This window comes from Streptomyces beihaiensis, from assembly GCF_026274175.1.
Taxonomy (GTDB): domain Bacteria; phylum Actinomycetota; class Actinomycetes; order Streptomycetales; family Streptomycetaceae; genus Streptomyces; species Streptomyces beihaiensis.
In genome coordinates, this window is the sequence record NZ_JAPHNL010000222.1 from 98,809 (window position 1) to 118,820 (window position 20,012).

General features: G+C 71.6%; 20 protein-coding genes and 1 riboswitch. Of the genes, 12 read left to right on the forward strand and 8 right to left on the reverse strand.

Annotated elements, in window-relative coordinates; translation table 11 throughout:
- The first annotated feature begins 115 nt into the window (after positions 1 to 115).
- Complete coding sequence (gene arfB, locus OFY01_RS17900; protein ID WP_266601088.1) at positions 116 to 541, forward strand: alternative ribosome rescue aminoacyl-tRNA hydrolase ArfB; 426 nt, start codon at positions 116 to 118, stop codon at positions 539 to 541.
- A 32-nt stretch (positions 542 to 573) separates the two neighbouring features.
- Here the strand turns inward: arfB and OFY01_RS17905 are convergent, their stop codons facing one another.
- Positions 574 to 1,164 (reverse strand): flavin reductase family protein, encoded by a 591-nt coding sequence (locus OFY01_RS17905; RefSeq protein WP_407700369.1) that lies wholly within the window; start codon positions 1,162 to 1,164, stop codon positions 574 to 576.
- A gap of 284 nt (positions 1,165 to 1,448) precedes the next feature.
- Here OFY01_RS17905 and cdgB point away from each other — a divergent pair, with 284 nt between their 5' ends.
- Together cdgB and OFY01_RS17915 are read left to right on the forward strand one after the other, a co-directional pair.
- Positions 1,449 to 3,155, forward strand: coding sequence for a diguanylate cyclase CdgB (gene cdgB / locus OFY01_RS17910; RefSeq protein WP_266601092.1), 1,707 nt, complete (start codon positions 1,449 to 1,451; stop codon positions 3,153 to 3,155).
- Between the two features lie 130 nt (positions 3,156 to 3,285).
- Positions 3,286 to 4,323 (forward strand): carbohydrate-binding protein, encoded by a 1,038-nt coding sequence (locus OFY01_RS17915; RefSeq protein WP_266601094.1) that lies wholly within the window; start codon positions 3,286 to 3,288, stop codon positions 4,321 to 4,323.
- A 12-nt stretch (positions 4,324 to 4,335) separates the two neighbouring features.
- On the opposite strand, the gene OFY01_RS17920 is transcribed toward OFY01_RS17915, so the two are convergent.
- From OFY01_RS17920 to OFY01_RS17930, 3 genes are all read right to left on the reverse strand, one after another.
- Positions 4,336 to 5,259 (reverse strand): 1-phosphofructokinase family hexose kinase, encoded by a 924-nt coding sequence (locus tag OFY01_RS17920; RefSeq protein ID WP_266601096.1) that lies wholly within the window; start codon positions 5,257 to 5,259, stop codon positions 4,336 to 4,338.
- A gap of 119 nt (positions 5,260 to 5,378) precedes the next feature.
- Positions 5,379 to 6,581 carry an N-acetylglucosamine-6-phosphate deacetylase gene (gene nagA, locus OFY01_RS17925; RefSeq protein ID WP_266601098.1) on the reverse strand — a complete coding sequence of 401 codons (1,203 nt, stop codon included), beginning with the start codon at positions 6,579 to 6,581 and terminating at the stop codon, positions 5,379 to 5,381.
- Positions 6,581 to 7,549, reverse strand: a complete 969-nt coding sequence (locus OFY01_RS17930) for an ROK family protein (RefSeq protein WP_266601100.1) — start codon at positions 7,547 to 7,549, stop codon at positions 6,581 to 6,583. The genes nagA and OFY01_RS17930 overlap by 1 nt, the downstream gene beginning before the upstream one ends.
- Positions 7,550 to 7,767: 218 nt before the next feature.
- On the opposite strand from OFY01_RS17930, the gene OFY01_RS17935 reads away from it, so the two are divergent.
- The 3 genes from OFY01_RS17935 to otsB are packed head-to-tail and all read left to right on the forward strand — an operon-like array spanning position 7,768 to position 10,152.
- Complete coding sequence (locus OFY01_RS17935; RefSeq protein WP_456115287.1) at positions 7,768 to 9,030, forward strand: ABC transporter substrate-binding protein; 1,263 nt, start codon at positions 7,768 to 7,770, stop codon at positions 9,028 to 9,030.
- A gap of 19 nt (positions 9,031 to 9,049) precedes the next feature.
- Positions 9,050 to 9,310 carry a DUF3263 domain-containing protein gene (locus tag OFY01_RS17940; protein ID WP_266601104.1) on the forward strand — a complete coding sequence of 87 codons (261 nt, stop codon included), beginning with the start codon at positions 9,050 to 9,052 and terminating at the stop codon, positions 9,308 to 9,310.
- Between the two features lie 20 nt (positions 9,311 to 9,330).
- Positions 9,331 to 10,152, forward strand: a complete 822-nt coding sequence (otsB, locus tag OFY01_RS17945) for a trehalose-phosphatase (RefSeq protein WP_266601106.1) — start codon at positions 9,331 to 9,333, stop codon at positions 10,150 to 10,152.
- 29 nt (positions 10,153 to 10,181) lie between these two features.
- Here otsB and OFY01_RS17950 read toward each other — a convergent pair whose 3' ends face one another.
- Both OFY01_RS17950 and OFY01_RS17955 read right to left on the reverse strand, forming a co-directional pair.
- Positions 10,182 to 11,570, reverse strand: a complete 1,389-nt coding sequence (locus tag OFY01_RS17950) for an alpha,alpha-trehalose-phosphate synthase (UDP-forming) (protein WP_266601108.1) — start codon at positions 11,568 to 11,570, stop codon at positions 10,182 to 10,184.
- 117 nt (positions 11,571 to 11,687) lie between these two features.
- Complete coding sequence (locus tag OFY01_RS17955) at positions 11,688 to 12,635, reverse strand: glucosyl-3-phosphoglycerate synthase (RefSeq protein ID WP_266601110.1); 948 nt, start codon at positions 12,633 to 12,635, stop codon at positions 11,688 to 11,690.
- A 166-nt stretch (positions 12,636 to 12,801) separates the two neighbouring features.
- A riboswitch (SAM riboswitch) is annotated at positions 12,802 to 12,956 on the forward strand.
- Positions 12,957 to 12,974: 18 nt separating this feature from the next.
- Between OFY01_RS17955 and thrC the strand changes: the two genes are divergently transcribed.
- The 5 genes from thrC to OFY01_RS17980 all read left to right on the forward strand — a co-directional run bounded on the left by thrC (position 12,975) and on the right by OFY01_RS17980 (position 18,268).
- On the forward strand, positions 12,975 to 14,291 hold the full coding sequence (gene thrC, locus OFY01_RS17960; protein WP_266601112.1) for a threonine synthase: 1,317 nt from the start codon (positions 12,975 to 12,977) through the stop codon (positions 14,289 to 14,291).
- Positions 14,292 to 14,425: 134 nt separating this feature from the next.
- Positions 14,426 to 14,701 (forward strand): MoaD/ThiS family protein, encoded by a 276-nt coding sequence (locus OFY01_RS17965; RefSeq protein ID WP_266601114.1) that lies wholly within the window; start codon positions 14,426 to 14,428, stop codon positions 14,699 to 14,701.
- 418 nt (positions 14,702 to 15,119) lie between these two features.
- Positions 15,120 to 15,326, forward strand: coding sequence for a cold-shock protein (locus OFY01_RS17970; RefSeq protein WP_030576453.1), 207 nt, complete (start codon positions 15,120 to 15,122; stop codon positions 15,324 to 15,326).
- A 345-nt stretch (positions 15,327 to 15,671) separates the two neighbouring features.
- The gene (gene groL / locus OFY01_RS17975) at positions 15,672 to 17,294 is read left to right on the forward strand and encodes a chaperonin GroEL (RefSeq protein ID WP_266601117.1); all 1,623 of its coding nucleotides are present in this window, start codon (positions 15,672 to 15,674) and stop codon (positions 17,292 to 17,294) included.
- Between the two features lie 293 nt (positions 17,295 to 17,587).
- Positions 17,588 to 18,268 (forward strand): DUF6215 domain-containing protein, encoded by a 681-nt coding sequence (locus tag OFY01_RS17980; RefSeq protein ID WP_266601119.1) that lies wholly within the window; start codon positions 17,588 to 17,590, stop codon positions 18,266 to 18,268.
- A 58-nt stretch (positions 18,269 to 18,326) separates the two neighbouring features.
- Here the strand turns inward: OFY01_RS17980 and OFY01_RS32430 are convergent, their stop codons facing one another.
- Positions 18,327 to 18,557, reverse strand: a complete 231-nt coding sequence (locus OFY01_RS32430) for a zinc-binding dehydrogenase (protein WP_323135526.1) — start codon at positions 18,555 to 18,557, stop codon at positions 18,327 to 18,329.
- A 253-nt stretch (positions 18,558 to 18,810) separates the two neighbouring features.
- Here OFY01_RS32430 and OFY01_RS17990 point away from each other — a divergent pair, with 253 nt between their 5' ends.
- Entirely contained in the window at positions 18,811 to 19,608 is a 798-nt protein-coding gene (locus OFY01_RS17990; RefSeq protein ID WP_266601132.1) for an NAD(P)H-dependent oxidoreductase, read from the forward strand.
- On the opposite strand, the gene OFY01_RS17995 is transcribed toward OFY01_RS17990, so the two are convergent.
- On the reverse strand, positions 19,605 to 19,898 hold the full coding sequence (locus tag OFY01_RS17995; RefSeq protein ID WP_266601121.1) for a hypothetical protein: 294 nt from the start codon (positions 19,896 to 19,898) through the stop codon (positions 19,605 to 19,607). The two genes, OFY01_RS17990 and OFY01_RS17995, sit on opposite strands and share 4 nt — an antisense overlap.
- Positions 19,899 to 20,012 lie beyond the last annotated feature (114 nt).

Here is a 20,012-nt window from a genome sequence, read left to right on the forward strand (position 1 = left end):
CTAGGAACGCCGGGACAGGCGCCCCGGGTTCCAGTTCCCTCCCACCTTCTTTACTTTCTTTACCGAGGTGGAAAACGGGGTGACGTCTCCCGTACTCCCGCGCGACCATGGACGCATGTCCGGTCCCTATCCCATCCGCGGTTCGGTCGTCCTGCCCGAGGCCGAGCTCGTCTGGCGTTTCTCACGGTCGTCGGGGCCGGGCGGGCAGCACGTGAACACGAGCGACTCGCAGGTCGAGTTGCGCTTCGACCTGGGCGCCACGAAGGCTCTGCCCGAGGCGTGGAAGGCGCGCGCCCTGGAGCGGCTCGCCTCCCGCCTCGTCGACGGCGTGGTCTCCGTACGCGCCTCCGAGCACCGCTCGCAGTGGCGCAACCGGGAGACCGCGGCGGTGCGGCTCGCGGCGCTGCTCGCGCAGGCATCGGCGCCACCGCCGAAACCCCGTAAGGCCACGAAGGTGCCCCGTGGTCTCAACGAGAAGCGGCTGCGGGAGAAGAAGGCGCGCGCCCGGACGAAGAAGCTGCGGTCGTCCAGGGACTGGTAGCCGCCCGCCGAGTCTCTCAGGGCGACACACCTTTAGCCCAGCGTCCGGTACCTGCCCTTGAAGTACATCAGCGGGCCGCCCTCCGCGCTCGGCAGGTCCGCCGTCAGGACCCGGCCGATCACCAGGGTGTGGTCGCCCGCCGGGACTCGTCGTTCCGTGCGGCACTCCAGCGTGGCCAGCGCGCCGCCGACCAGCGGGGCGTCCGTCCGCTCGCCGCGCACGTACGGGATGTCCTCGAACAGGAGCCGGTCGCTGATGCGGCCCTTCATGGCGAAACGGCCGGCGATGTGGCTCTGCGACTCGGCGAGGATCGAGATCGCCCACAGGGGCTGCTCGTCCAGCAGGTCGTCCATGCGTGAGCCGTTGCGCAGCGACACCAGGACCAGCGGCGGGTCCAGGGAGACCGACATGAACGCCGTCGCCGTCATGCCCGCGTCCTCGCCCGCCGGACCGTCCGGGGCGAGGGGGGCCTCGCGTGCCGTCAGCAGGACGACACCCGCGGAGAGGCGGGACAGGGCTGCGCGGAATTCGTCGTTGCTCACCCCCTCAGCATGCCTGGCGGAGGGCGCCGGGGCGGCGGCAGCGGCAGGGGCGGCGGGTCCGGTGGAGGGGAGGGTCTTCAGTACGTTCGACACGCCAGTGACGCTAACCGCGTGGCTCGGGCCGACGCATCGGGCCCCGGGCCGAGCCGGGTCCTAGGACCAGCGACCGGCAACCCGGCCAAAACCCCCCGCGACCTTGTGACTTGAGTCACAGGAGCCATATTTTGTTGACCCTGTGTACCGAGTGAACAGCTCGCTGTGATTCAGTGGCGGTCGACACTGCGAAATGAACGTGCCGCTGCACGTGCGCGTAGAGAGCCGATCAGAATTCTGGAGTGCTGTCGAGGTCTCGGGGAGAGCTGAGCATGGAGACCGAGTCGGAGCCGTACGTCCGTCTTGCGACCCTGCGTCAGCTGCACCAGGTCATGGCGGACATGAACACGGCCCGGAGCCTGGCCGACACCCTGCAGACCGTCGCCGACGGCGTCGTCGAGGGGCTCGGCTACCAGCTGGCGGCCGTGAATCTGGTGCGCCCCGACGGAGACCTCGTCGTCGCCGCCTTCGCCGGTGACGCCGCCGCCGAGTCACTGATCACCGGCCGCGTCGGCTCCCGCACCTCCTGGGACCGGCGCCTCGCCATGGGCGAGGCATGGGGACAGCTGCGCTTCATCCCGTACACCGAGGGCTGGATACTCGACGAGGACGACGTACCGCAGTGGTTCACCGACGGTCCGCCGCCCCGGTTCGAGGACGAGTGGCACCCCGCCGACCGGCTCTTCGCGCCCATGTACGCGACCGGGACGGCCGCGGGGGAGCTGCTCGGCGTCATATCCGTCGACCGGCCGCGCAACGGGCGCAGGCCCGGCGCCTGGGGGCGCGAGGCCCTGCAGATGTACGCCTTCCAGGCCGCCATCGCCATCAGCAACGCCCGGCTGCGCGCCAACATGCAGCGCGCCCTCGTACGCCTCGAACGCGAGCAGCAGGCGCTGCGCGCCAGCGAGGAGTCGTTTCGACAGGCATTCGAGTACGCGCCGTCCGGCATGGCGATCGCCGAGATGGGCGGCGACCAGCACGGCCGCATCCTGCGGGTCAACGACGCGCTGTGCCGGCTGCTCGGGCGGCCCGCGTCCGCGATGCGGCGCTACTCGTTCTCCGACCTCGTCCACCCCGAGGACATCGGCACCCTGCTGCGCACCTCCGCCGAGGGGGGCCGCGCCGAACTGCGGCTCGGGCGGCGCGACGGCACGTACGTGTGGGCCAGCCTGCGCAACTCCGTGGTCGCGGACGCCACGGACGGGCCGCGGTTCCTGCTCACCCACGTCGAGGACATCGAGGACCGCAAGCGCCGCGAGCTGCACCTCGCGCACCGCGCCTCGCACGACTCCCTGACCGGCCTGCCGAACTCGGCCGAACTGCGCGCCCGCCTCTCCGCGCGGCTGTGCCGTCGCCCGCAGGAGCCGGGCGTCGGCGCCGTCGAGTCGCTGGACGCGGCCTACGGGGACCACCACGGGGCGGGCCACGGGAGCGGCCACGGCCACGGCCTCGACTTCGGCGCGCCGACCACGTACACCGGTCACGTCGGCCACACCGGTCACGTCGGCCACGCCGGGTACAGCGACTTCGACGGGTTCGATCACCACACGCACGTGGTCACGCCCGGCGCGGACGACGGCGCCAAGGGCCTGGCCGTGCTCTTCTGCGACCTCGACGGCTTCAAGTCGATCAACGACCGGTTCGGGCACAACGCGGGCGACGCCGTCCTCATCGAGGTCGCCAGGCGGCTCACCAGCGGCGTACGGGACGGGGACACGGTGGCCAGGCTCGGCGGCGACGAGTTCGTGGTGCTCGCCGACGGGCTCGGCGTCGCGGACGCCGAGGACCTTGCGGTCAGGTTGCGGAATGCCATCATTCCGCCGATCCGCGTGGACGGGCGCGCGGTGCGCGTCGGAGCCAGCTTCGGCATCGGCTGGGCGCACTGCGGGATGACCGCGGAAGAGGTGCTGCAATCCGCGGACCAGCGGATGTACGTCGAGAAGCGGTCCCGCGCCAAGCAGACCCGCAGGGCCGGCTGAGGCCGGGTGCGCGGGCCCGGAGCGCGCCTGACGCGCTCGCGGGCGCCCCTGACGCGGTGCGCTCCGCTCCGAGGGGGTCCCGGCACCCGGTACGCTCGCCGGGTAAGCGACGCGTAGGGAGTGATCAGGGATGGCGCCCGGCAACAACGGCGCGAGCACCACGCCCGAGGACGACGATCCGTTCGGCTATCTGTACGCCGACGGGCAGGCGGCCGGGGCGACACCGCCCAGCGGGGGCGGTGGCTACGGCTACCCCCAGACCCGCTCCTCCCACAACCCGGTCAGGGCCAACCAGGTCCGCACGGTCGGTGAGCGCCAGTACGGGCAGCAGGTGCCCGGCCAGCAGCAGGCCCATCCGCAGCAGGCATATCCGCAGGCGGGCTACCCCCAGCCGGGCTACCCGCAGCAGGCCGGCCCGCAGCAGGCCGGTGGCCCCGACGCCTACTACTCCGCCCCGGAGACGCTGCCCGGCGGCGCACCGCAGGGCCCGCCCGGCTCCTACGGCCCGCAGCAGGGCGGCCCGGTCCCGCCTCAGCGTGGCGGCGGACGCGGCCCCAACACCAAGGCACTGCTGATCGGCGCGGTCGCCGTGGTCGCGGCCGTCGTCATCGGCATCGGCGTGGCCATGCTCGGCAACGGCGACGACAAGGGCGCCGACGCGAGTGACAAGCCCTCCGGCGCCACGCAGAGCGCACCGCCCAGCCAGACGTCGTCGCAGACGGCGCAGGCGCCGGTCGACCTGCCCAAGACGGACGCGAAGTCCCTCAAGCTCGACGGCGGCGCGACCACCGCGTCCGACGTGCAGGGCGCGCAGGCCGCGGGCGGCGTCTACGTGGGCGGCTTCAACCAGGTCGGCGCGGCGGTCACCTGGACGATCAACGACATCCCGAAGTCCGGCAAGTACACGCTGTTCGTCGGGTACGGCGTGCCGGGCGAGGACCAGAGCGTCACGCTGACCGTCAACGACATCGCCTCCAGCACGCCCGTGAAGCTGAAGAACTGGGCGGGCGCCCAGCAGGGCGACTGGGAGAAGGGCTGGACGCAGACGTTCAACTTCATCCAGCTCAACAAGGGCACGAACACCATCAAGATCTCGTGCGAGCAGGGTGACCAGTGCAACGCCAACCTCGACCAGCTCTGGCTGAAGGACGGCTGGGTCAGGAAGTAGCACCCGGCCGGGTCAGGAAGTGACCCGGTCCACCGAGACCCGAGCCAGCAGCTTCTCGTACGTTCCCGCGTCGAACTCGCCCGCCGCGGGCGCCACCACGGTCGCCGCCGACAGCGCGACCGCACGGGCCAGGCGCCGCGGCCAGTCCTCCCCGTCGAGCAGCCCGGACAACAGCCCGGCCACCGCCGAGTCGCCCGCGCCTGTCGGATTGCCCGCCAGCCGGTCCGGGGCCGGGGCGCGCCACTCGCCGTCCGGGGTGAGCGCGTACAGGCCCCGCGCGCCCAGCGAGGCCACGACGGCGTGCGCGCCGCGCCTGCGGGTGTCCCGCACCGCCTGCAACGGCTCGTGGGAGCCGGTGAGTTCGGCCAGCTCCCCGGCGTTCGGCTTGACCAGGTCGGGGCGGGCGGCGACGCCCCGGCGCAGCGGCTCACCGCTCGTGTCGAGGAGGACGGGGACCGAGGCGGCGCGGGCCGCCCGCACCAGCGTCGCGTACGCCCCCACCGGCACGCCCGGCGGCAGGCTCCCGCACAGCGCCACCGCGGACGCCGAGCCGAGCAGCCCGGCGTACGCCTCCTGGAAGGCCGCCCACTCGGCCGGGGAGACGTGCGGGCCCGGCTCGTTGAGCTGTGTCGTGTCACCGGTCGACTCGTCGACGACGGCGACGGTGCGCCGCGTCGGCCCGGAGACCGGCACGAGCGCGTCCGAGACGCCGTCCACGGCCGCAAGGCGATCCCGCAGCGCCCGGCCCGTCCCGCCGCCCACGAAGCCCGTCACGGTCGCCTCGTGGCCGAGCGCGGCGAGCACCCGCGCCACGTTGAGCCCCTTGCCGCCGGGGCGTTCGGTGACCTCGGTGACGCGGTGCGAGGCGTGCGGGCGCAGCCTCGGCACGCGGTACGTGATGTCGAGTGCCGTGTTCAGCGTGACCGTGAGGATCACGGGACCTCACCCCCTGCGGGCTCGTCGGACGGGCGGCGCTGATCATGCCAAAGACGAGGCGGCCCGCCCAGTCCCGGGGCGAGCCGCCTGTACGGCCTGCGGTGCACGCACCACCGATTTCAGGACAGCCGGTCGGCCTTCGGCGCCGTCTTCCGTTCCGCCCTCTGTTCCGCCTTGCGCCCCGCTTTCGGCTCCACGAGCCATTCGCCCTTGCGCATGACGCCCTTGAGCTCGAACTCCTCGTCGAGGACCACCAGGTCGGCGTCCTTGCCGGGTTCCAGGGAGCCCACCTTGTCGTAGAGGCCGAGCAGCCGCGCCGGGTTGGCCGAGATGGCGCGGACGACGTCCTCGACGGGCAGCCGGTCGATGGTGGCGGCGCGCTTGAACGCCCGGTCCAGCGTCAGCGTCGACCCGGCGATGGAGCCGCCCTCCACGAGCCGCGCCACACCGTCCTTCACCTCGACCTCCAGCTGGCCGAGCAGATAGCGGCCGTCACCGAACCCGGCGGCGTCCATCGCGTCGGTGATGAACGCGACCTTGCCCGCGCGCTTGTGATGGAACGCCAGCTCAAGGGCGGCCGGGTGCAGGTGCGTCCCGTCGTTGATCAGCTCGACCGTGATCCGCTCGTCCTCCAGGAGCGCGGCGATCGGGCCGGGCGCGCGGTGGCCGAGGCCCGGCATCGCGTTGTAGAGGTGCGTGGCGACCGTGGCGCCCGCGTCGATGGCCGCCACCGTCTGCTCGTACGTGGCGTCGGTGTGGCCGATCGCGGCGATCACGCCGTGCTCGGCGAGCAGCCGTACGGAGTCCAGGCCGCCGGGCAGTTCGGTGGCGAGCGTCACCATGCGGGCGGCGCCGCGGGCCGCGTCGATCAGCTTGCGGACGTCCGCCGGGTCGGGGTCGCGAAGGAGCGCCTCCTCGTGGGCGCCCTTGCGGCACGGTGAGATGAACGGACCCTCGTAGTGGATACCGGCGATCTCGCCCTGCTCGGTCAGCTCGGAGAGCACGCCCGCCCGGCGCACCAGGAAGTCCATGTCGGAGGTGACCAGCGACGCCGCCACGGTCGTCGTGCCGTGCAGGCGGTGCGTGTGCACGCCCGTGAGGACCTCGTCGACCGTGCCGGAGGTGAAGGACGCGCCGCCGCCGCCGTGGTTGTGCATGTCGACGAAGCCGGGGACCACCCAGTGTCCCGAGACGTCGACGATCTCGGCGTCGGCGGGCGCGATGCCGCCGATCCGGGTGCCGTCGACGATGACGCGGCCGTCGGTGAGGGTCCCGGTGGGCAGTACCACCCGGGCACCGGCGAGCACCTTTGCTGTGGCCATCAGGCGGTTACCTCCGCGGTTTCTGTGGGGTCGGTCCGAGTGGGACCGGACGTGGCGAGAAGGTCCCAGGCGAGCAGGCCCGCGCCCAGGCATCCGGCGCTGTCCCCGAGGGCGGCGGGGACGATGGACGGGAGCGACTGGAACGTGACGCGTTCGGCGACCGCCGCCCGCAGCGGTGTGAACAAGGTTTCCCCGGCCTCGGCGAGCCCGCCACCGATGATCAGGGTGCGCGGGTCCAGCAGAGTGAGCGCCATGACGAGCCCGTCGGCGAGCGCGTCCACGGCCTCCTGCCACACCTGGGCGGCCGCCGGGTCGCCCAGGTCGACGGCGCGCGCGCAGTCCGCCGCCGTGGCCTTCTCGTCGCCGCTCGCCGCCTGCCAGGCGAGGGTGACGGCGGAGGCGGACGCGTACCGCTCCAGACAGCCGCGCTGCCCGCAGCCGCACGGCACGCCGCCCGGTCTGACGACCACGTGACCGATCTCGCCCGCCGAGCCGTGCGCGCCCGGCTCGATGCGCCCGTCGATGCCGATGGCGCCCGCGATGCCGGTGCCGAGCGGCAGGAACAGGAACCGGTCGGCGTCCTTGCCGGCGCCGAGCCGCCCCTCGCCGAGCCCGCCGGTGCGCACGTCGTGGCCGAGGGCGACGGGGATGCCGCCGAGCCGCTCGCTCAGCAGCGTCCGCATCGGCACGTCGCGCCAGCCGAGGTTGGCGGCGAACAGTGCGACGCCCTCGCGCTCGTCGACCACGCCGGGCACGGCGACCCCGGCGGCCGCCGCGCTCTCGCCGAGGTGCTCCCGCCCGTACGCGCGCAGTTCGGCGGCGAAGCCGAGGACGGCCTCGACGACCGCTTCGGCGCCGCGCTCGCGCTCCGTCGCCCGGCGCGCCCGATGCAGCAGCGTGCCGTCCGCCCCGACCAGGGCGGCCTTCATCCCGGTGCCGCCCACGTCCAGGGCGATGACATGTCTCACGCGGGACAGTGTCGCGCGTGAACCCGCGAAAGGTCTAGTCCACTCGCGGCACTGCCGTGAACCGGCCTGATCCGGCCCCTTTTGTCACCGGCTCCGTCGTCCGCGTCGAACGGGGGTGGTGTAGACCGCGCGTTCGACCCTGAGATACTGACGGGTCACTGAGCACGACACGGCGAACGAAGAACAGCACGGCAATGACGTCAAGGGTGGGAACAGCGGTGCAGCGGCACATCACCGGACTGATCGCGGCGGCGGCCGCACTGGGCATGGCGGCGACGCTCACCGCCTGCGGAGGCGGCGAAGGCAACGATGTCACGCTCAAGCTCGTCGCGGCCGACTACGGCGACTCCGCGGCCAACACCTCCCAGAAGTACTGGGACGGACTGACCGCCGCGTACGAGAAGGACCACCCCGGCATCAAGATCGACGTCACCGTCTACCCCTGGACCAGCGTCGACGCCAAGGTCAAGAAGATGGTCGACTCCGGGCACGCCCCCGACATGGCACAGATCGGCGCGTACGCCGACTACGCCGCCGCGGGCAAGCTCTACCCGGTCTCCGACCTCCTCAACGTGCCCACCCAGGCCGACTTCCTCTCCCAGCTCTCCGACGCGGGCGAGGTCGGCCAGACCCAGTACGGCATGCCGTTCGCCGCCTCCACGCGCCTGCTCTTCTACAACAAGAAGCTCTTCAAGGCCGCCGGCATCGAACCGCCGACGAACTGGAGCCAGCTGGCCGCCGACGCCAGGGCCCTCAAGCGGGACGGTGTCGAGATCCCCTACGCGCTGCCGCTCGGCCCGGAGGAGGCGCAGGCCGAGACCATGATCTGGATGCTCAGCGGCGGCGGCTCCTACACCGACGACGTCGGCTCGTACGCCATCGACTCCAAGCAGAACATCAAGACGTTCGACTTCCTCAAGGACGACCTCGTCGGCAAGGGCCTCACCGGTCCCACCGCGCCCGGCAAGCTCAACCGCGCCGCCGCGTTCGCCGCGTTCGCCAAGGGCGAGGTGGGCATGCTCAACGGCCACCCCACCCTCATGAAGACGGCCGCGAAGAAGGGCGTCGACTACGGCACCGTGGAGCTGCCAGGACCCGACGGGCCCGCCAAGTCCACGATGGGCGTCGCGGACTGGATGATGGCGTTCAAGCAGAACGGCCACCGCAAGCAGATCGGCGACTTCCTCAACTACGTGTACGACGAGAAGAACGTCCTCGACTTCTCCCGCGAGTACAACCTGCTCCCCGTCACCACCAGCGCGTCCGCGACGATGGCGGCCACCAGGAGCGACGCCAAACTCTGGCCGTTCCTCAAGACCCTGCCCGACGCGGAGCTCTACCCCGGCGGCAAGACGTCCTGGGCGTCGGTCAGCGCCGACGTCAAGCAGCAGATCGGCTCGGCGGTGTCCTCCAGGGGCAACCCGGCCGCCGTCCTCGGGCGGCTGCAGGTCGCGGCGTCCGCGGCGGAGTCGGCGGAGTAGCGCGAGTAGCCTGGTCGGCATGGACGAGCGGCGGGAGCGGGAGCCGAAACCGGGACCGGAACTGAGGGAGCGGGAGCTTTCGGTGCTCGCGTTCGAGGGGCGCAACTGGGCCTCGCCCGGCGTGAAGGAGCGGGCGATCCGGGAGGAGCTGGACCTCGCGCCCGTTCGCTACTACCAGGTGTTGAACGCGCTGATCGACGACGCGCGGGCCCTTGCGGCCGCGCCCGTCACCGTCAACCGGCTGCGCCGGGTGCGGGAGGAGCGGCGCCGCGAGCGTTGATGTTCGTTAAGGTCGTCCGTATGGACGTCCCACGGACCGGTTCCGGGCGAGAAGGGCTGGCGGCTGTCGTCGCCCGGCCCTCCCGCAGCGTCATCGCCCTCGACTTCGACGGCACCCTCGCGCCCATCGTCGACGACCCCGAGCAGGCCCGCGCGCACCCGGGAGCCGTACCGGCACTCGCCGCGCTCGCGCCGAAAGTCGCCTCCGTCGCCGTGATCACCGGGCGGCCCGCCGCGGTCGCGGTGCGGTACGGCGGGTTCGCCGGGGCGCCGGGCCTCGACCGCCTCGTCGTCCTCGGGCACTACGGGGCCGAGCGCTGGGACGCCGCCACCGGCACCGTCAAGGCGCCCGACCCCGACCCCGGCGTCGCGGCCGCCCGCGCCGAACTGCCGCGCGTGCTCGCCGAGTCGGGCCTCAGCCACGACACGTACATCGAGGAGAAGGGGCGAGCGGTCGCCGTGCACACCCGGCGCGCGCCCGACCCGCAGACCGCGTTCGAGGTGCTGCGCGGGCCGCTCACCGCGCTCGCCGGGCGCCACGGCCTGGTCGTCGAACCGGGCCGGATGGTCCTTGAGCTGCGCCCGCCGGGCGTCGACAAGGGCGTGGCGCTCACCGCCTACGTACGGGAGGTGGGCGCGGAGTCCGTCCTGTACGCGGGCGACGACCTCGGCGACCTCGCGGCGTACGCGGCGGTGGAGAAGCTCCGCGCGGCCGGCACGCCGGGCCTGCTGGTGTGCAGCGGCAGCGCGGAGGTCGAGGAACTGGCGGGCCGGGCCGACCTGGTGGTGCCGGGGCCGGAGGGCGTGGTGGCGCTGCTGAGGGATCTGGCCAAAATGCTGTAAGGCGGCCCGAAGCGCCACGGGCCCCGGTCTCAGCCGCGCAGTGCCTCCAACTGCTCCAGGAACCACCGCCCCGGCGGCAGCGCGGTCCCGGCGGCGGCCAGCCGCTTCGTACGCTCCGCCCGCTCGTCCTCCGCCATGTCCAGCGCGGCGCCCAGCGCCTCGCACGTCCCGGTCGCGTCGTACGGGTTGACGACCAGCGCGTCGTCCGCCAGCTCCTCGTACGCCCCGGCCTCCCGGGACAGGACGAGCGCGCACCCGCGGTCCGAGACCACCGGGACCTCCTTGGCCACGAGGTTCATCCCGTCGCGGATCGGGTTGACCAGGGCCACGTCCGCGAGCCGGTAGGCGGCCAGCGAGCGCGCGAAGTCGTCCTTGACGTGCAGCACGACCGGCGTCCAACCTGGCGTGCCGAAACGGGAGTTGATGGACTCGGCGACTCGGGCCACCTCCGCCGTGTAGTCGCGGTAGACGGCGAGGTCCTGCCGCGACGGGTAGGCGAAGGCCACGTGCACGACCTTCTCGCGCCACCGGGGCCGGGTCTCGAGCAGCAGCTCGTACGCCCGCAGTCCGCGCACGATGTTCTTCGACAGTTCGGTGCGGTCCACCCGGACCACGACCTTGCGGCCCTCGCCCACCTGGTCGCGCAGCGCCCCGAGCCGCTCCTCCACGTCCGGGCGGTGCGCGCGCTCGCGCAGGAAGTCCGCGTCGGCGCCGAGCCCGTGCACGCCGATCCGGGTGCCGGAGGTGCCGCCGATGATCCGCGTGCAGCACTCCGTGAACGCGTCGGCCCAGCGGCGCGTCAGGAAGGCGAGCCGGTCCGCGCCGAGCATGCCGCGCAGCAACTGCTCGGCGATGTCGTCCGGCAGCATCCGGAAGTAGTCGACCGGCGCCCACGGGGTGTGCGTGAAGTGGCCGATCCTCAGGTCAGCGCGGAGTTCGCGCAGCATGCCCGGCACCAGCGCCAGGTGATAGTCCTGCACGACGACCGTGGCGCCGTCGGCCGCCTCCTCGGCGAGCGCCCGCGCGAAGGCCCTGTTGTACGTCTCGTACGCCGCCCAGCGCCGCCGGAACTCCGGGCCGAAGGACGGCTCGAACGGCGTCTGGTACAGCATGTGGTGGACGAACCAGAGCACGGAGTTGGCGATGCCGTTGTACGCGTCCGCGTGCACGTCGGCGTCGATGTCCAGCATCCTCACCCCCGGCTCGGTGATCCCGCGCCGTACCGCCTCCCGGTCGCCGTCGCCCAGCGCCGCGCACACCCACAGCTTGTCCTCGACGACGCTGAGCGCGGAGACGAGCCCGCCCCCGCCGCGCCGCGCGTCGAGGCCGCCGTCCTGTGCGGCGACGTACGAGACCGGGCCGCGGTTGGACGCGACGAGAACCTCAGCAGCACCGTGCGTGCCATGCGTGGAAGCCATAGGGCGAACGTAGCCCGGCCCGCGAGCGCTCAAACGTGCGGGCGCGCCCCGTGGCGGGACCCGGTCGCCGTGTGCGGCGGCCGGGTGCGGCTTCATGCCCCGCGGCCGTGTACGGCCTCACGCCACGCGACGCTCCGCGTACTCACTGATCTCGGTCATCGGCGGGCGCTCCTCCGTGTCCACCGCGTACGTGCGCGGCTCGAAGCCGTCCGCGCCGCGCTCGAACTGCGTCAGGTGCGGCCGCACCAGATGCCCGCGCGCGAGCCGCAGCTGGGCCGTGCGGTAGATCGCCGCCGCCATCCGGCCCAGCGCCTGCCCGTCCTGGTGCCGGTGCTTGCGCACTCCCACGTCGACCTGGGCCAGCGCGTCCAGGCCCACCGTGTGCAGCGCGTCCACGAGCAGCCCGAGCTCCACGCCGTAGCCGACCGGGAACGGCAGCCGTTCGAGCAGTGACCTGCGGGCCGCGTACTCGCCGCCCAGCGGCTGTACGAACCCGGCCAGCAGCGGCCAGTGCAGATTGAGGACGGGCCGCGCCATCAGCTCCGTCACCCGGCCGCCCTGCCCCGCCGTCTCGCCCAGCGGACGGTCGTACATCGCCTTCACGAACGCCACGTCCGGGTCGGTGAGCAGCGGCCCGACGATCCCCGAGACGAAGTCCGCCGAGAACTCCCTGAGATCCGCGTCCACGAAACACACGATGTCTCCGCCGGTGGCGAGCAGCGAGCGCCACAGCACCTCGCCCTTGCCGGGCCGCGCGGGGATGCGCGGCAGGATCGAGTCCCGGTGCACCACGCGCGCCCCGGCGGCCGCGGCCACCTCGGAGGTGCGGTCGGCCGAGCCCGAGTCGATCACCACCAGCTCGTCGACGAGCGGCACGGCGGGAGTCATCAGTTCGCGCCGGATCACCGAGACGATCGCGCCGACCGTCTCCTCCTCGTTGAGCGCGGGCAGCACCACGCTCACCTTCTGGCCGGACGCGTGCTTGGCGGCGACCAGCCGCGACAGCGGTCGGTCGGCCACGGACCAGGAGCGCCTGCTCAGCCAGCGCTCGACTTCTTCCAGCACGGTCTGCGCACCCTCCGGGTCTGTGATCCATCTCGCGGTTCGGACGACTATCTCAAGGGTCCGGCCCTTCGGTTACAGTCTTGAGCAACGCCGGTGACCATCGCATGTCGGGGTCGCCGCCGCGCCTGACCGCATGACACACGGCGCGTGACACACAACCGAATACCGCTCATCCAGAGGGGCAGAGGGATACGGCCCGTTGAAGCCCCGGCAACCCTCCAGCCGGTCTCGTAGGACACCGCACCGTCCACCGCGAGGCTCCCGGCTAGGGAAGGTGCCAAATCCGTCTCACGGCGAGATGCGTCGTGAGGAAGATGAGGAGAAAGGGCCTCGCCTCTCATGGCTGTACAGACTGTATCCACCGAAGCCGCCGCCGGTACCGCCAACGGCACCTCCGCCGCCGTCGACCTCGGTCCCGCCTCGGGCCTCTCCTGTCGTGAGTGCGGCGCACAGTTCCCGCTCGGCCCGATCTTCGCCTGCGTCGAGTGTTTCGGGCCTCTGGAGGTCGCCTACGACCTGCCGTCCGGCGACCCGGAGGAGCTGCGCAAGCGGATCGAGGCCGGTCCCGCCACCATCTGGCGGTACGCCCCGCTGCTGCCCGTCCCGGCCGACGTCGCCGAGAAGCCGAACCTGAACCCCGGCTGGACGCCGCTGGTCAAGGCCGACAACCTGGCCCGCGCACTCGGTGTCGCCGAAGGAAAGCTGTTCGTCAAGGACGACTCCGGCAACCCGACCCACTCCTTCAAGGACCGCGTCGTCGCCCAGGCCATCGAGGCCGCGCGCGCCTTCGGCTTCACCACCCTGTCCTGCTCCTCGACCGGCAACCTGGCGGGCGCGGTGGGCGCCGCGGCCGCCCGTGCCGGTTTCCGCTCGTGCGTGTTCATCCCGCACGACCTGGAGCAGGGCAAGGTCGTCATGGCCGGTGTCTACGGCGGTGACCTCGTCGCCATCGAGGGCAACTACGACGACGTCAACCGCTTCTGCTCCGAGCTCATCGGCGACCCGCTGGGCGAGGGCTGGGGCTTCGTCAACGTGAACCTGCGCCCGTACTACGGCGAGGGTTCCAAGACGCTCGCGTACGAGATCTGCGAGCAGCTGGGCTGGCGGCTGCCCGACCAGCTGGTCATCCCGATCGCGTCCGGCTCGCAGTTCACGAAGATCGACAAGGGGCTCAAGGAGCTGATCGCGCTCGGCCTGGTCGAGGACAAGCCGTACAAGCTCTTCGGCGCCCAGGCCGAGGGCTGCTCGCCGGTCTCGGTCGCGTACAAGGGCGGCCACGACGTGGTGCGCCCGCAGAAGCCGAACACCATCGCCAAGTCCCTCGCCATCGGCAACCCGGCCGACGGCCCGTACGTCCTCGACATCGCGCGCCGTACCGGCGGCGCGGTGGAGGACGTGACGGACGAGCAGGTCGTCGACGCGATCAAGCTGCTCGCGCGGACCGAGGGGATCTTCGCCGAGACGGCGGGCGGCGTGACGCTCGGCGTCACCAGGAAGCTGATCGAGGCGGGCCTGATCGACCCGTCCCTGACCACGGTCGTGCTCAACACGGGGGACGGCCTGAAGACGCTGGACGCCGTCGCGGAGTCGTCGCAGGCGACGGCGACGATCCGGCCGAGCCTGGACGCGTTCCGCTCCGCGGGGCTCGCCGGCTGAGCGCCGTAGGGCCTGAGGTCTCGTTGTCGTCCGCGGGCCTGTCGCGACTCCCGTCGCGCCCGCGCGACGGGAGTCGCACAGAAGAACAGTCCCGCGCCCCTGTGGGGGCGCACCCCCGACCCGCGAGGTGAAGCATGAGCGTTTCCGTCCGTATCCCCACCATCCTGCGCACCTACACCGGTGGCGAGGCCGAGGTGCCCGCCGAGGGGGCCACCCTCGCCGAGGTCATCGCCGACCTGGAGAAGAACCACACCGGCATCGCCGCCCGCGTCCTCGACGACCAGGGCAGGCTGCGCCGCTTCGTGAACGTCTACGTCAACGACGACGACGTGCGCTTCGAGCAGGGCCTTGAGACGGCCACGCCGGACGGCGCGGGCGTCTCGATCATCCCGGCGGTGGCCGGCGGCTGATCCGAGTGCCGCCTTCCGTGAATTGCCCCCTCCGCGAGAAGCGGAGGGGGCAATTCAGCATGATTGAGCAGGGTACAGTTGGGGAACCCGCTTCACTTTCGTAGGCGGTGCATGACCGGCGCATATGATTTCTCGGCCGGAGTCCGACGAGAAGCAGCCAATGTCCTCCGCGCTTTCGAGTCTTTTACGGCATTTACGCGGCCCGACTTGCCCTGCCATCCGGCGAGTTGCCCAGGTTTCCCCGATCGGGCGCGCCCAGAATTCTCGTCCGATTGACCTGTTGCAGACGGCAGTTGGGCAGATACATTCAGCCGCGGTCGACGCGTTCCGGCGCACACCCCCGCCGATGGGGGGTGAGGTCTGACCCGGGTCCGCGAAGTGCGGTCCTGCGCAAGGGCCAGTAATAGGGGAGTTAGGCATGGCTCAGGGCACCGTCAAGTGGTTCAACGCGGAGAAGGGGTACGGCTTCATCGCGGTCGACGGTGGTGCGGATGTATTCGTCCACTACAGTGCGATCCAGATGGACGGTTACCGCACCCTGGAAGAGGGTCAGCGAGTCGAATTCGAGATCTCGCAGGGTCAGAAGGGGCCGCAGGCGGACATGGTCCGCGTGGCCGCCGGCTGAAGCGCGCGACCGACCGCACGACTGCAGACTTACGCGTGGGGCCCGCCACCGGGAGACCGGGGGGCGGGCCCTTCGTGCTGTCCCCGTGCCGCCCCTGTGCCGCCCCCGCGCGGTCCGCGCGCTGTCCGGGATGCGTACGCGCGCGGCTTACGGCCTTGCACTCGCGGGGGTCGAGTGCTAATCATTGGGCTTAGCACTCTCCGAGTGAGAGTGACAGAACTTGGATCGGGTCGGTGAGGTCCAGGGGCCGGGTGGGGCAAGGAACCACATGGTCCGGGGGCCGTCCGTCGCGGGCACCAGCACGGTCCGTTTGCTTTTCCACCCCGTCCGGGAGGACCACTTCACATGGCCAAGATCATCGCGTTCGACGAGGAGGCACGGCGCGGCCTCGAGCGCGGCATGAACCAGCTCGCCGACGCCGTCAAGGTGACCCTGGGCCCCAAGGGTCGCAACGTCGTCCTCGAGAAGAAGTGGGGCGCCCCCACGATCACCAACGATGGTGTCTCCATCGCCAAGGAGATCGAGCTCGAGGACTCGTACGAGAAGATCGGCGCCGAGCTGGTCAAGGAAGTCGCCAAGAAGACGGACGACGTCGCCGGTGACGGTACGACCACCGCGACGGTGCTGGCCCAGGCCCTGGTCCGCGAGGGCCTGCGCAACGTGGCGGCCGGCGCCAACCCGATGGCTCTGAAGCGCGGCATCGAGAAGGCCGTCGAGGCCGTCTCCGCCTCGCTGCTCGACCAGGCCAAGGAGGTCGAGACCAAGGAGCAGATCGCCTCCACCGCCTCCATCTCCGCCGCCGACTCCCAGATCGGCGAGCTCATCGCCGAGGCGATGGACAAGGTCGGCAAGGAAGGCGTCATCACCGTCGAGGAGTCCCAGACCTTCGGTCTGGAGCTGGAGCTCACCGAGGGTATGCGCTTCGACAAGGGCTACATCTCGGCGTACTTCGCCACCGACATGGAGCGTATGGAGGCGTCGCTCGACGACCCGTACATCCTCATCGTCAACTCCAAGATCGGCAACGTGAAGGACCTGCTGCCGCTCCTGGAGAAGGTCATGCAGTCCGGCAAGCCGCTGCTGATCATCGCCGAGGACGTCGAGGGCGAGGCCCTGTCGACCCTGGTCGTCAACAAGATCCGTGGCACCTTCAAGTCCGTCGCCGTCAAGGCCCCGGGCTTCGGCGACCGCCGCAAGGCCATGCTCGGTGACATCGCCATCCTCACGGGCGGCACCGTCATCTCCGAGGAGGTCGGCCTCAAGCTGGAGAACGCCGGTCTCGACCTGCTCGGCCGCGCCCGCAAGGTCGTCATCACCAAGGACGAGACGACCATCGTCGACGGCGCCGGTGAGAGCGACCAGGTCCAGGGCCGCGTCAACCAGATCCGCGCCGAGATCGAGAACAGCGACTCGGACTACGACCGCGAGAAGCTCCAGGAGCGCCTGGCGAAGCTCGCGGGCGGCGTCGCGGTCATCAAGGCCGGTGCCGCCACCGAGGTCGAGCTCAAGGAGCGCAAGCACCGCATCGAGGACGCCGTGCGCAACGCCAAGGCGGCCGTCGAGGAGGGCATCGTCGCCGGTGGTGGCGTGGCCCTGCTGCAGGCCTCCTCGGTCTTCGAGAAGCTGGAGCTCGAGGGTGACGAGGCGACCGGCGCCAACGCCGTGAAGCTCGCCCTGGAGGCCCCGCTGAAGCAGATCGCCGCCAACGGTGGTCTTGAGGGCGGCGTCATCGTCGAGAAGGTGCGCAACCTGACCCCGGGGCACGGTCTGAACGCCGCGACCGGCGAGTACGTCGACATGATCGCCGAGGGCATCATCGACCCGGCCAAGGTGACGCGCTCCGCGCTGCAGAACGCCGCGTCGATCGCCGCGCTGTTCCTCACCACCGAGGCCGTCATCGCCGACAAGCCGGAGAAGGCCGCGCCGGCCGCTCCCGGCGGCATGCCGGGCGGTGACATGGACTTCTGAGCCGGTTCTTCCGGTTCGGCCGGTCCGACTCAGCCAGTCTGATACCGAGGGCGGCACTTCCTGTCTGTACGACAGGGGGTGCCGCCCTCGGGCGTTTCCGCGTGCGGGTGCGGGGCCGCGGATTCCGTTTGTCCGACGGGTGATCACGGGTTACGTTCCTGGACAGACCAAGGGGAAATAGGGGCCGGTGACGGCTGGTCAGGGCTGGTCAGGGCTGATGGGGGCTGACGGGGGATATGACCGACGACATGACGGACAACGGCGGCAGACCGGAAAAGCACGGTGGAAGCCCCGTGGGGCAGGCGATTTCCGCGGTGGCGGTGGTCGCGGCGCTGGGGCTCGGCCTGATGGCATTCAACGGGATGTCGTCCGGCTACGGCGCGGGGGACGAGCCGGATCCGAAACCGGCCACATGCTCGGGCGGAAAGGCGGAGAAGGGCGACAAGGCCGCGGGCAGGGTCTCCGGCGCGCAGCTGTGCAAGGCGCTGAACCGCCCCGACCTCGCCGAACTCCTCGGCACGCCCACGGAAGTCGCGAAAACCGCGAGCGCCGGCGGAGGGGCGATCACGATGGCCGGTGGCCGGAAGATCCCGAATCCGTCGACGGAGATCGACTTCCCGACGTACACCGTGACGCTGGAGGGCACGTACGACGACGTTCCGGTCGGCGACACGGCCACCCTCCTCGGGGACACGCAACCGCACCGCACGTTCCTGGGCCGCAGAGCAGCCCTCTACTCCGACCGCACCATCCGCGTCCGCTTCCGCCTCGACGGTGGCGAGGCGACCGGCACCCCCGGCGACGGCGACCCGGTCCGCGTTCTGTCGGTGGCGCAGGATCCGAAGGACAAGGGAGGCTCCTTCGACCTGGCCCTGTGGCGCTCGGACGGCGGCGTGCCGGACGACGCGGTGCTCCTCGCGGTCGCCCGCAAGGTGCTGCCGACGATTCCAGGGTGGGACGCCAAGGCCGGATGAGCTCACGGCGTCATGACGTCATGACGTCACTGCGTCACTGCGTCACTGGGTCACGGCGTCACGGCGTCAGGACGATCTCGCCCTGGGTGCGGCCCGAGTCGACCAGTTCGTGGGCCTTGGCCGCCTCGGCGAGCGGCAGGACCTGGCTGACGTGCGGGCGCAGGGCTCCCGCCGAGAGCCCACCGCCCGCGCCGCGGTCGAGAAGCTCCCGCGGCTCTCCGCGGAGGAGTGCACGGACCCCCGCCCACCCGCCCGGCCGCCTGGTCATCACCGGTGCCACCAACTGCACGCCCGCCGCCTCCGAGGTGAAGGCGCGGCTGCGGGACGTGCGGGAGGGCGCGAAGGCCGCGATCGAGCGGAAGATCGCCGACGACGTGACCGCCGGACTACTCCCGCCGGCTGCGCATCGTCGACACGGCCATGGCGGCCTGGCCGGCCGGAGCCGCGACGACCTGACCGGGTGGCCGGATTCTTGCGCATCATGGCGATCTGGCCGCTCGTCGGGGGCGCGGCGGCACCGGAATCCTGAAGGCATGAAGTCACTGAAGGTGCTGTGGGTCTTCGCCCACCCGGAGCGGCGCTCGCTCAACGGCTCGTTGATGGACGAGGGGCTGCGCGAGCTGGACCGGCTCGGCCACCAGAGCCGGGTCTCGGATCTGTACGGCATGGGCTGGAAGCCGGTGGTGGACGCCGACGACTTCCGGCGCGCGGCCGAGTCCGGTGATCGCCTGATGGTGGGGGCGGAGCAGGAGCGGGCGTACGCGTCCGGGAGGCTCAGCGACGACATCCTCGCCGAGCAGGAGAAGGCCGCCTGGGCGGACGTGCTGGTCTTCCACTTCCCGATGTGGTGGTTCGGGCCGCCCGCGATCCTCAAGGGCTGGTTCGACCGGGTCTTCGTACAGGGCTTCGCGTTCGGGGTGGAGGACGAGCGGGGCAGAACCCTGCGCTACGGGGCCGGGGGCCTGGCCGGTCGGCGCGCGCTGGTGGTCACGTCGGTCGGCGCGAGGCAGTCGTCCTTCGGCCCACGAGGAGTCCACGGCCACGTCGACGACGTGCTCTTCCCGCTCCTGCACGGCACGTTCTGGTACACGGGCATGGCCGCACTGCCGCCGTTGGTCGCGTACGGCGCCGACCGGGCAGGCACGGCGGAGCAGCGCGCGTACGCCGACCGGCTCAGGCAGCGGCTGCGGACGCTCGGCACGGCGGAGCCGCTGCCCTACCGGCACGAACTGGGCGGCGACTACGACGAGGACCTGGTGCTGCGCCCGCACGTGGCACCGGGCCGGACCGGCCTGGCGGCGCATCTGCGTCCGGGGCCGGCACCTGCGGGCGGTTGCTAGAGGGCCTGCTCCTGGTAGTTCTGCCAGGCATCGCGGCCGGCGTGGGCCGCGCTCTGCGCCGCCGTCTGGGCCTGGTGGAGGGTGCGGTGCGCCAGTTCGCCGGGCGGCACCTGCCAGCTGCCGGTCCAGGTGCGGCCCGCGCGCGTCAGCTCGTACACCAGCACGCCGATGCCCGCCGCGCAGACGAGCGTACCGACGCCGATCAGGGCGGCCCCGGCCGCCAGGCGCCGTCGGTCGGGCCGGAACTCGGTCCAGGGAACCATGGGATGCGAAGGGGTGTTCTCAGCCATGGGGCCAGGATGCGACAGGGTGCGCCCGTACGCATGCGGGGCGGTGACCTGGTGGGCGTCGGCTCGTTGCGCCGGGCATGAGGAACAGGATGATGAGCAAGGCGGCGAAGGCAC

What these genes read in the sequence shown, in the direction of transcription:
- groL (WP_266601117.1), top strand. Translation starts at nt 15,672, where the DNA reads ATGGCCAAGATCATCGCGTTCGACGAGGAGGCACGGCGCGGCCTCGAG.
- OFY01_RS17950 (WP_266601108.1), bottom strand. Translation starts at nt 11,570, where the DNA reads ATGGCTTCCACGCATGGCACGCACGGTGCTGCTGAGGTTCTCGTCGCG.
- otsB (WP_266601106.1), top strand. Translation starts at nt 9,331, where the DNA reads ATGGACGTCCCACGGACCGGTTCCGGGCGAGAAGGGCTGGCGGCTGTC.
- OFY01_RS17915 (WP_266601094.1), top strand. Translation starts at nt 3,286, where the DNA reads ATGGCGCCCGGCAACAACGGCGCGAGCACCACGCCCGAGGACGACGAT.
- cdgB (WP_266601092.1), top strand. Translation starts at nt 1,449, where the DNA reads ATGGAGACCGAGTCGGAGCCGTACGTCCGTCTTGCGACCCTGCGTCAG.
- OFY01_RS17965 (WP_266601114.1), top strand. Translation starts at nt 14,426, where the DNA reads ATGAGCGTTTCCGTCCGTATCCCCACCATCCTGCGCACCTACACCGGT.
- arfB (WP_266601088.1), top strand. Translation starts at nt 116, where the DNA reads ATGTCCGGTCCCTATCCCATCCGCGGTTCGGTCGTCCTGCCCGAGGCC.
- thrC (WP_266601112.1), top strand. Translation starts at nt 12,975, where the DNA reads ATGGCTGTACAGACTGTATCCACCGAAGCCGCCGCCGGTACCGCCAAC.
- OFY01_RS17970 (WP_030576453.1), top strand. Translation starts at nt 15,120, where the DNA reads ATGGCTCAGGGCACCGTCAAGTGGTTCAACGCGGAGAAGGGGTACGGC.
- nagA (WP_266601098.1), bottom strand. Translation starts at nt 6,581, where the DNA reads ATGGCCACAGCAAAGGTGCTCGCCGGTGCCCGGGTGGTACTGCCCACC.
- OFY01_RS17995 (WP_266601121.1), bottom strand. Translation starts at nt 19,898, where the DNA reads ATGGCTGAGAACACCCCTTCGCATCCCATGGTTCCCTGGACCGAGTTC.
- OFY01_RS17940 (WP_266601104.1), top strand. Translation starts at nt 9,050, where the DNA reads ATGGACGAGCGGCGGGAGCGGGAGCCGAAACCGGGACCGGAACTGAGG.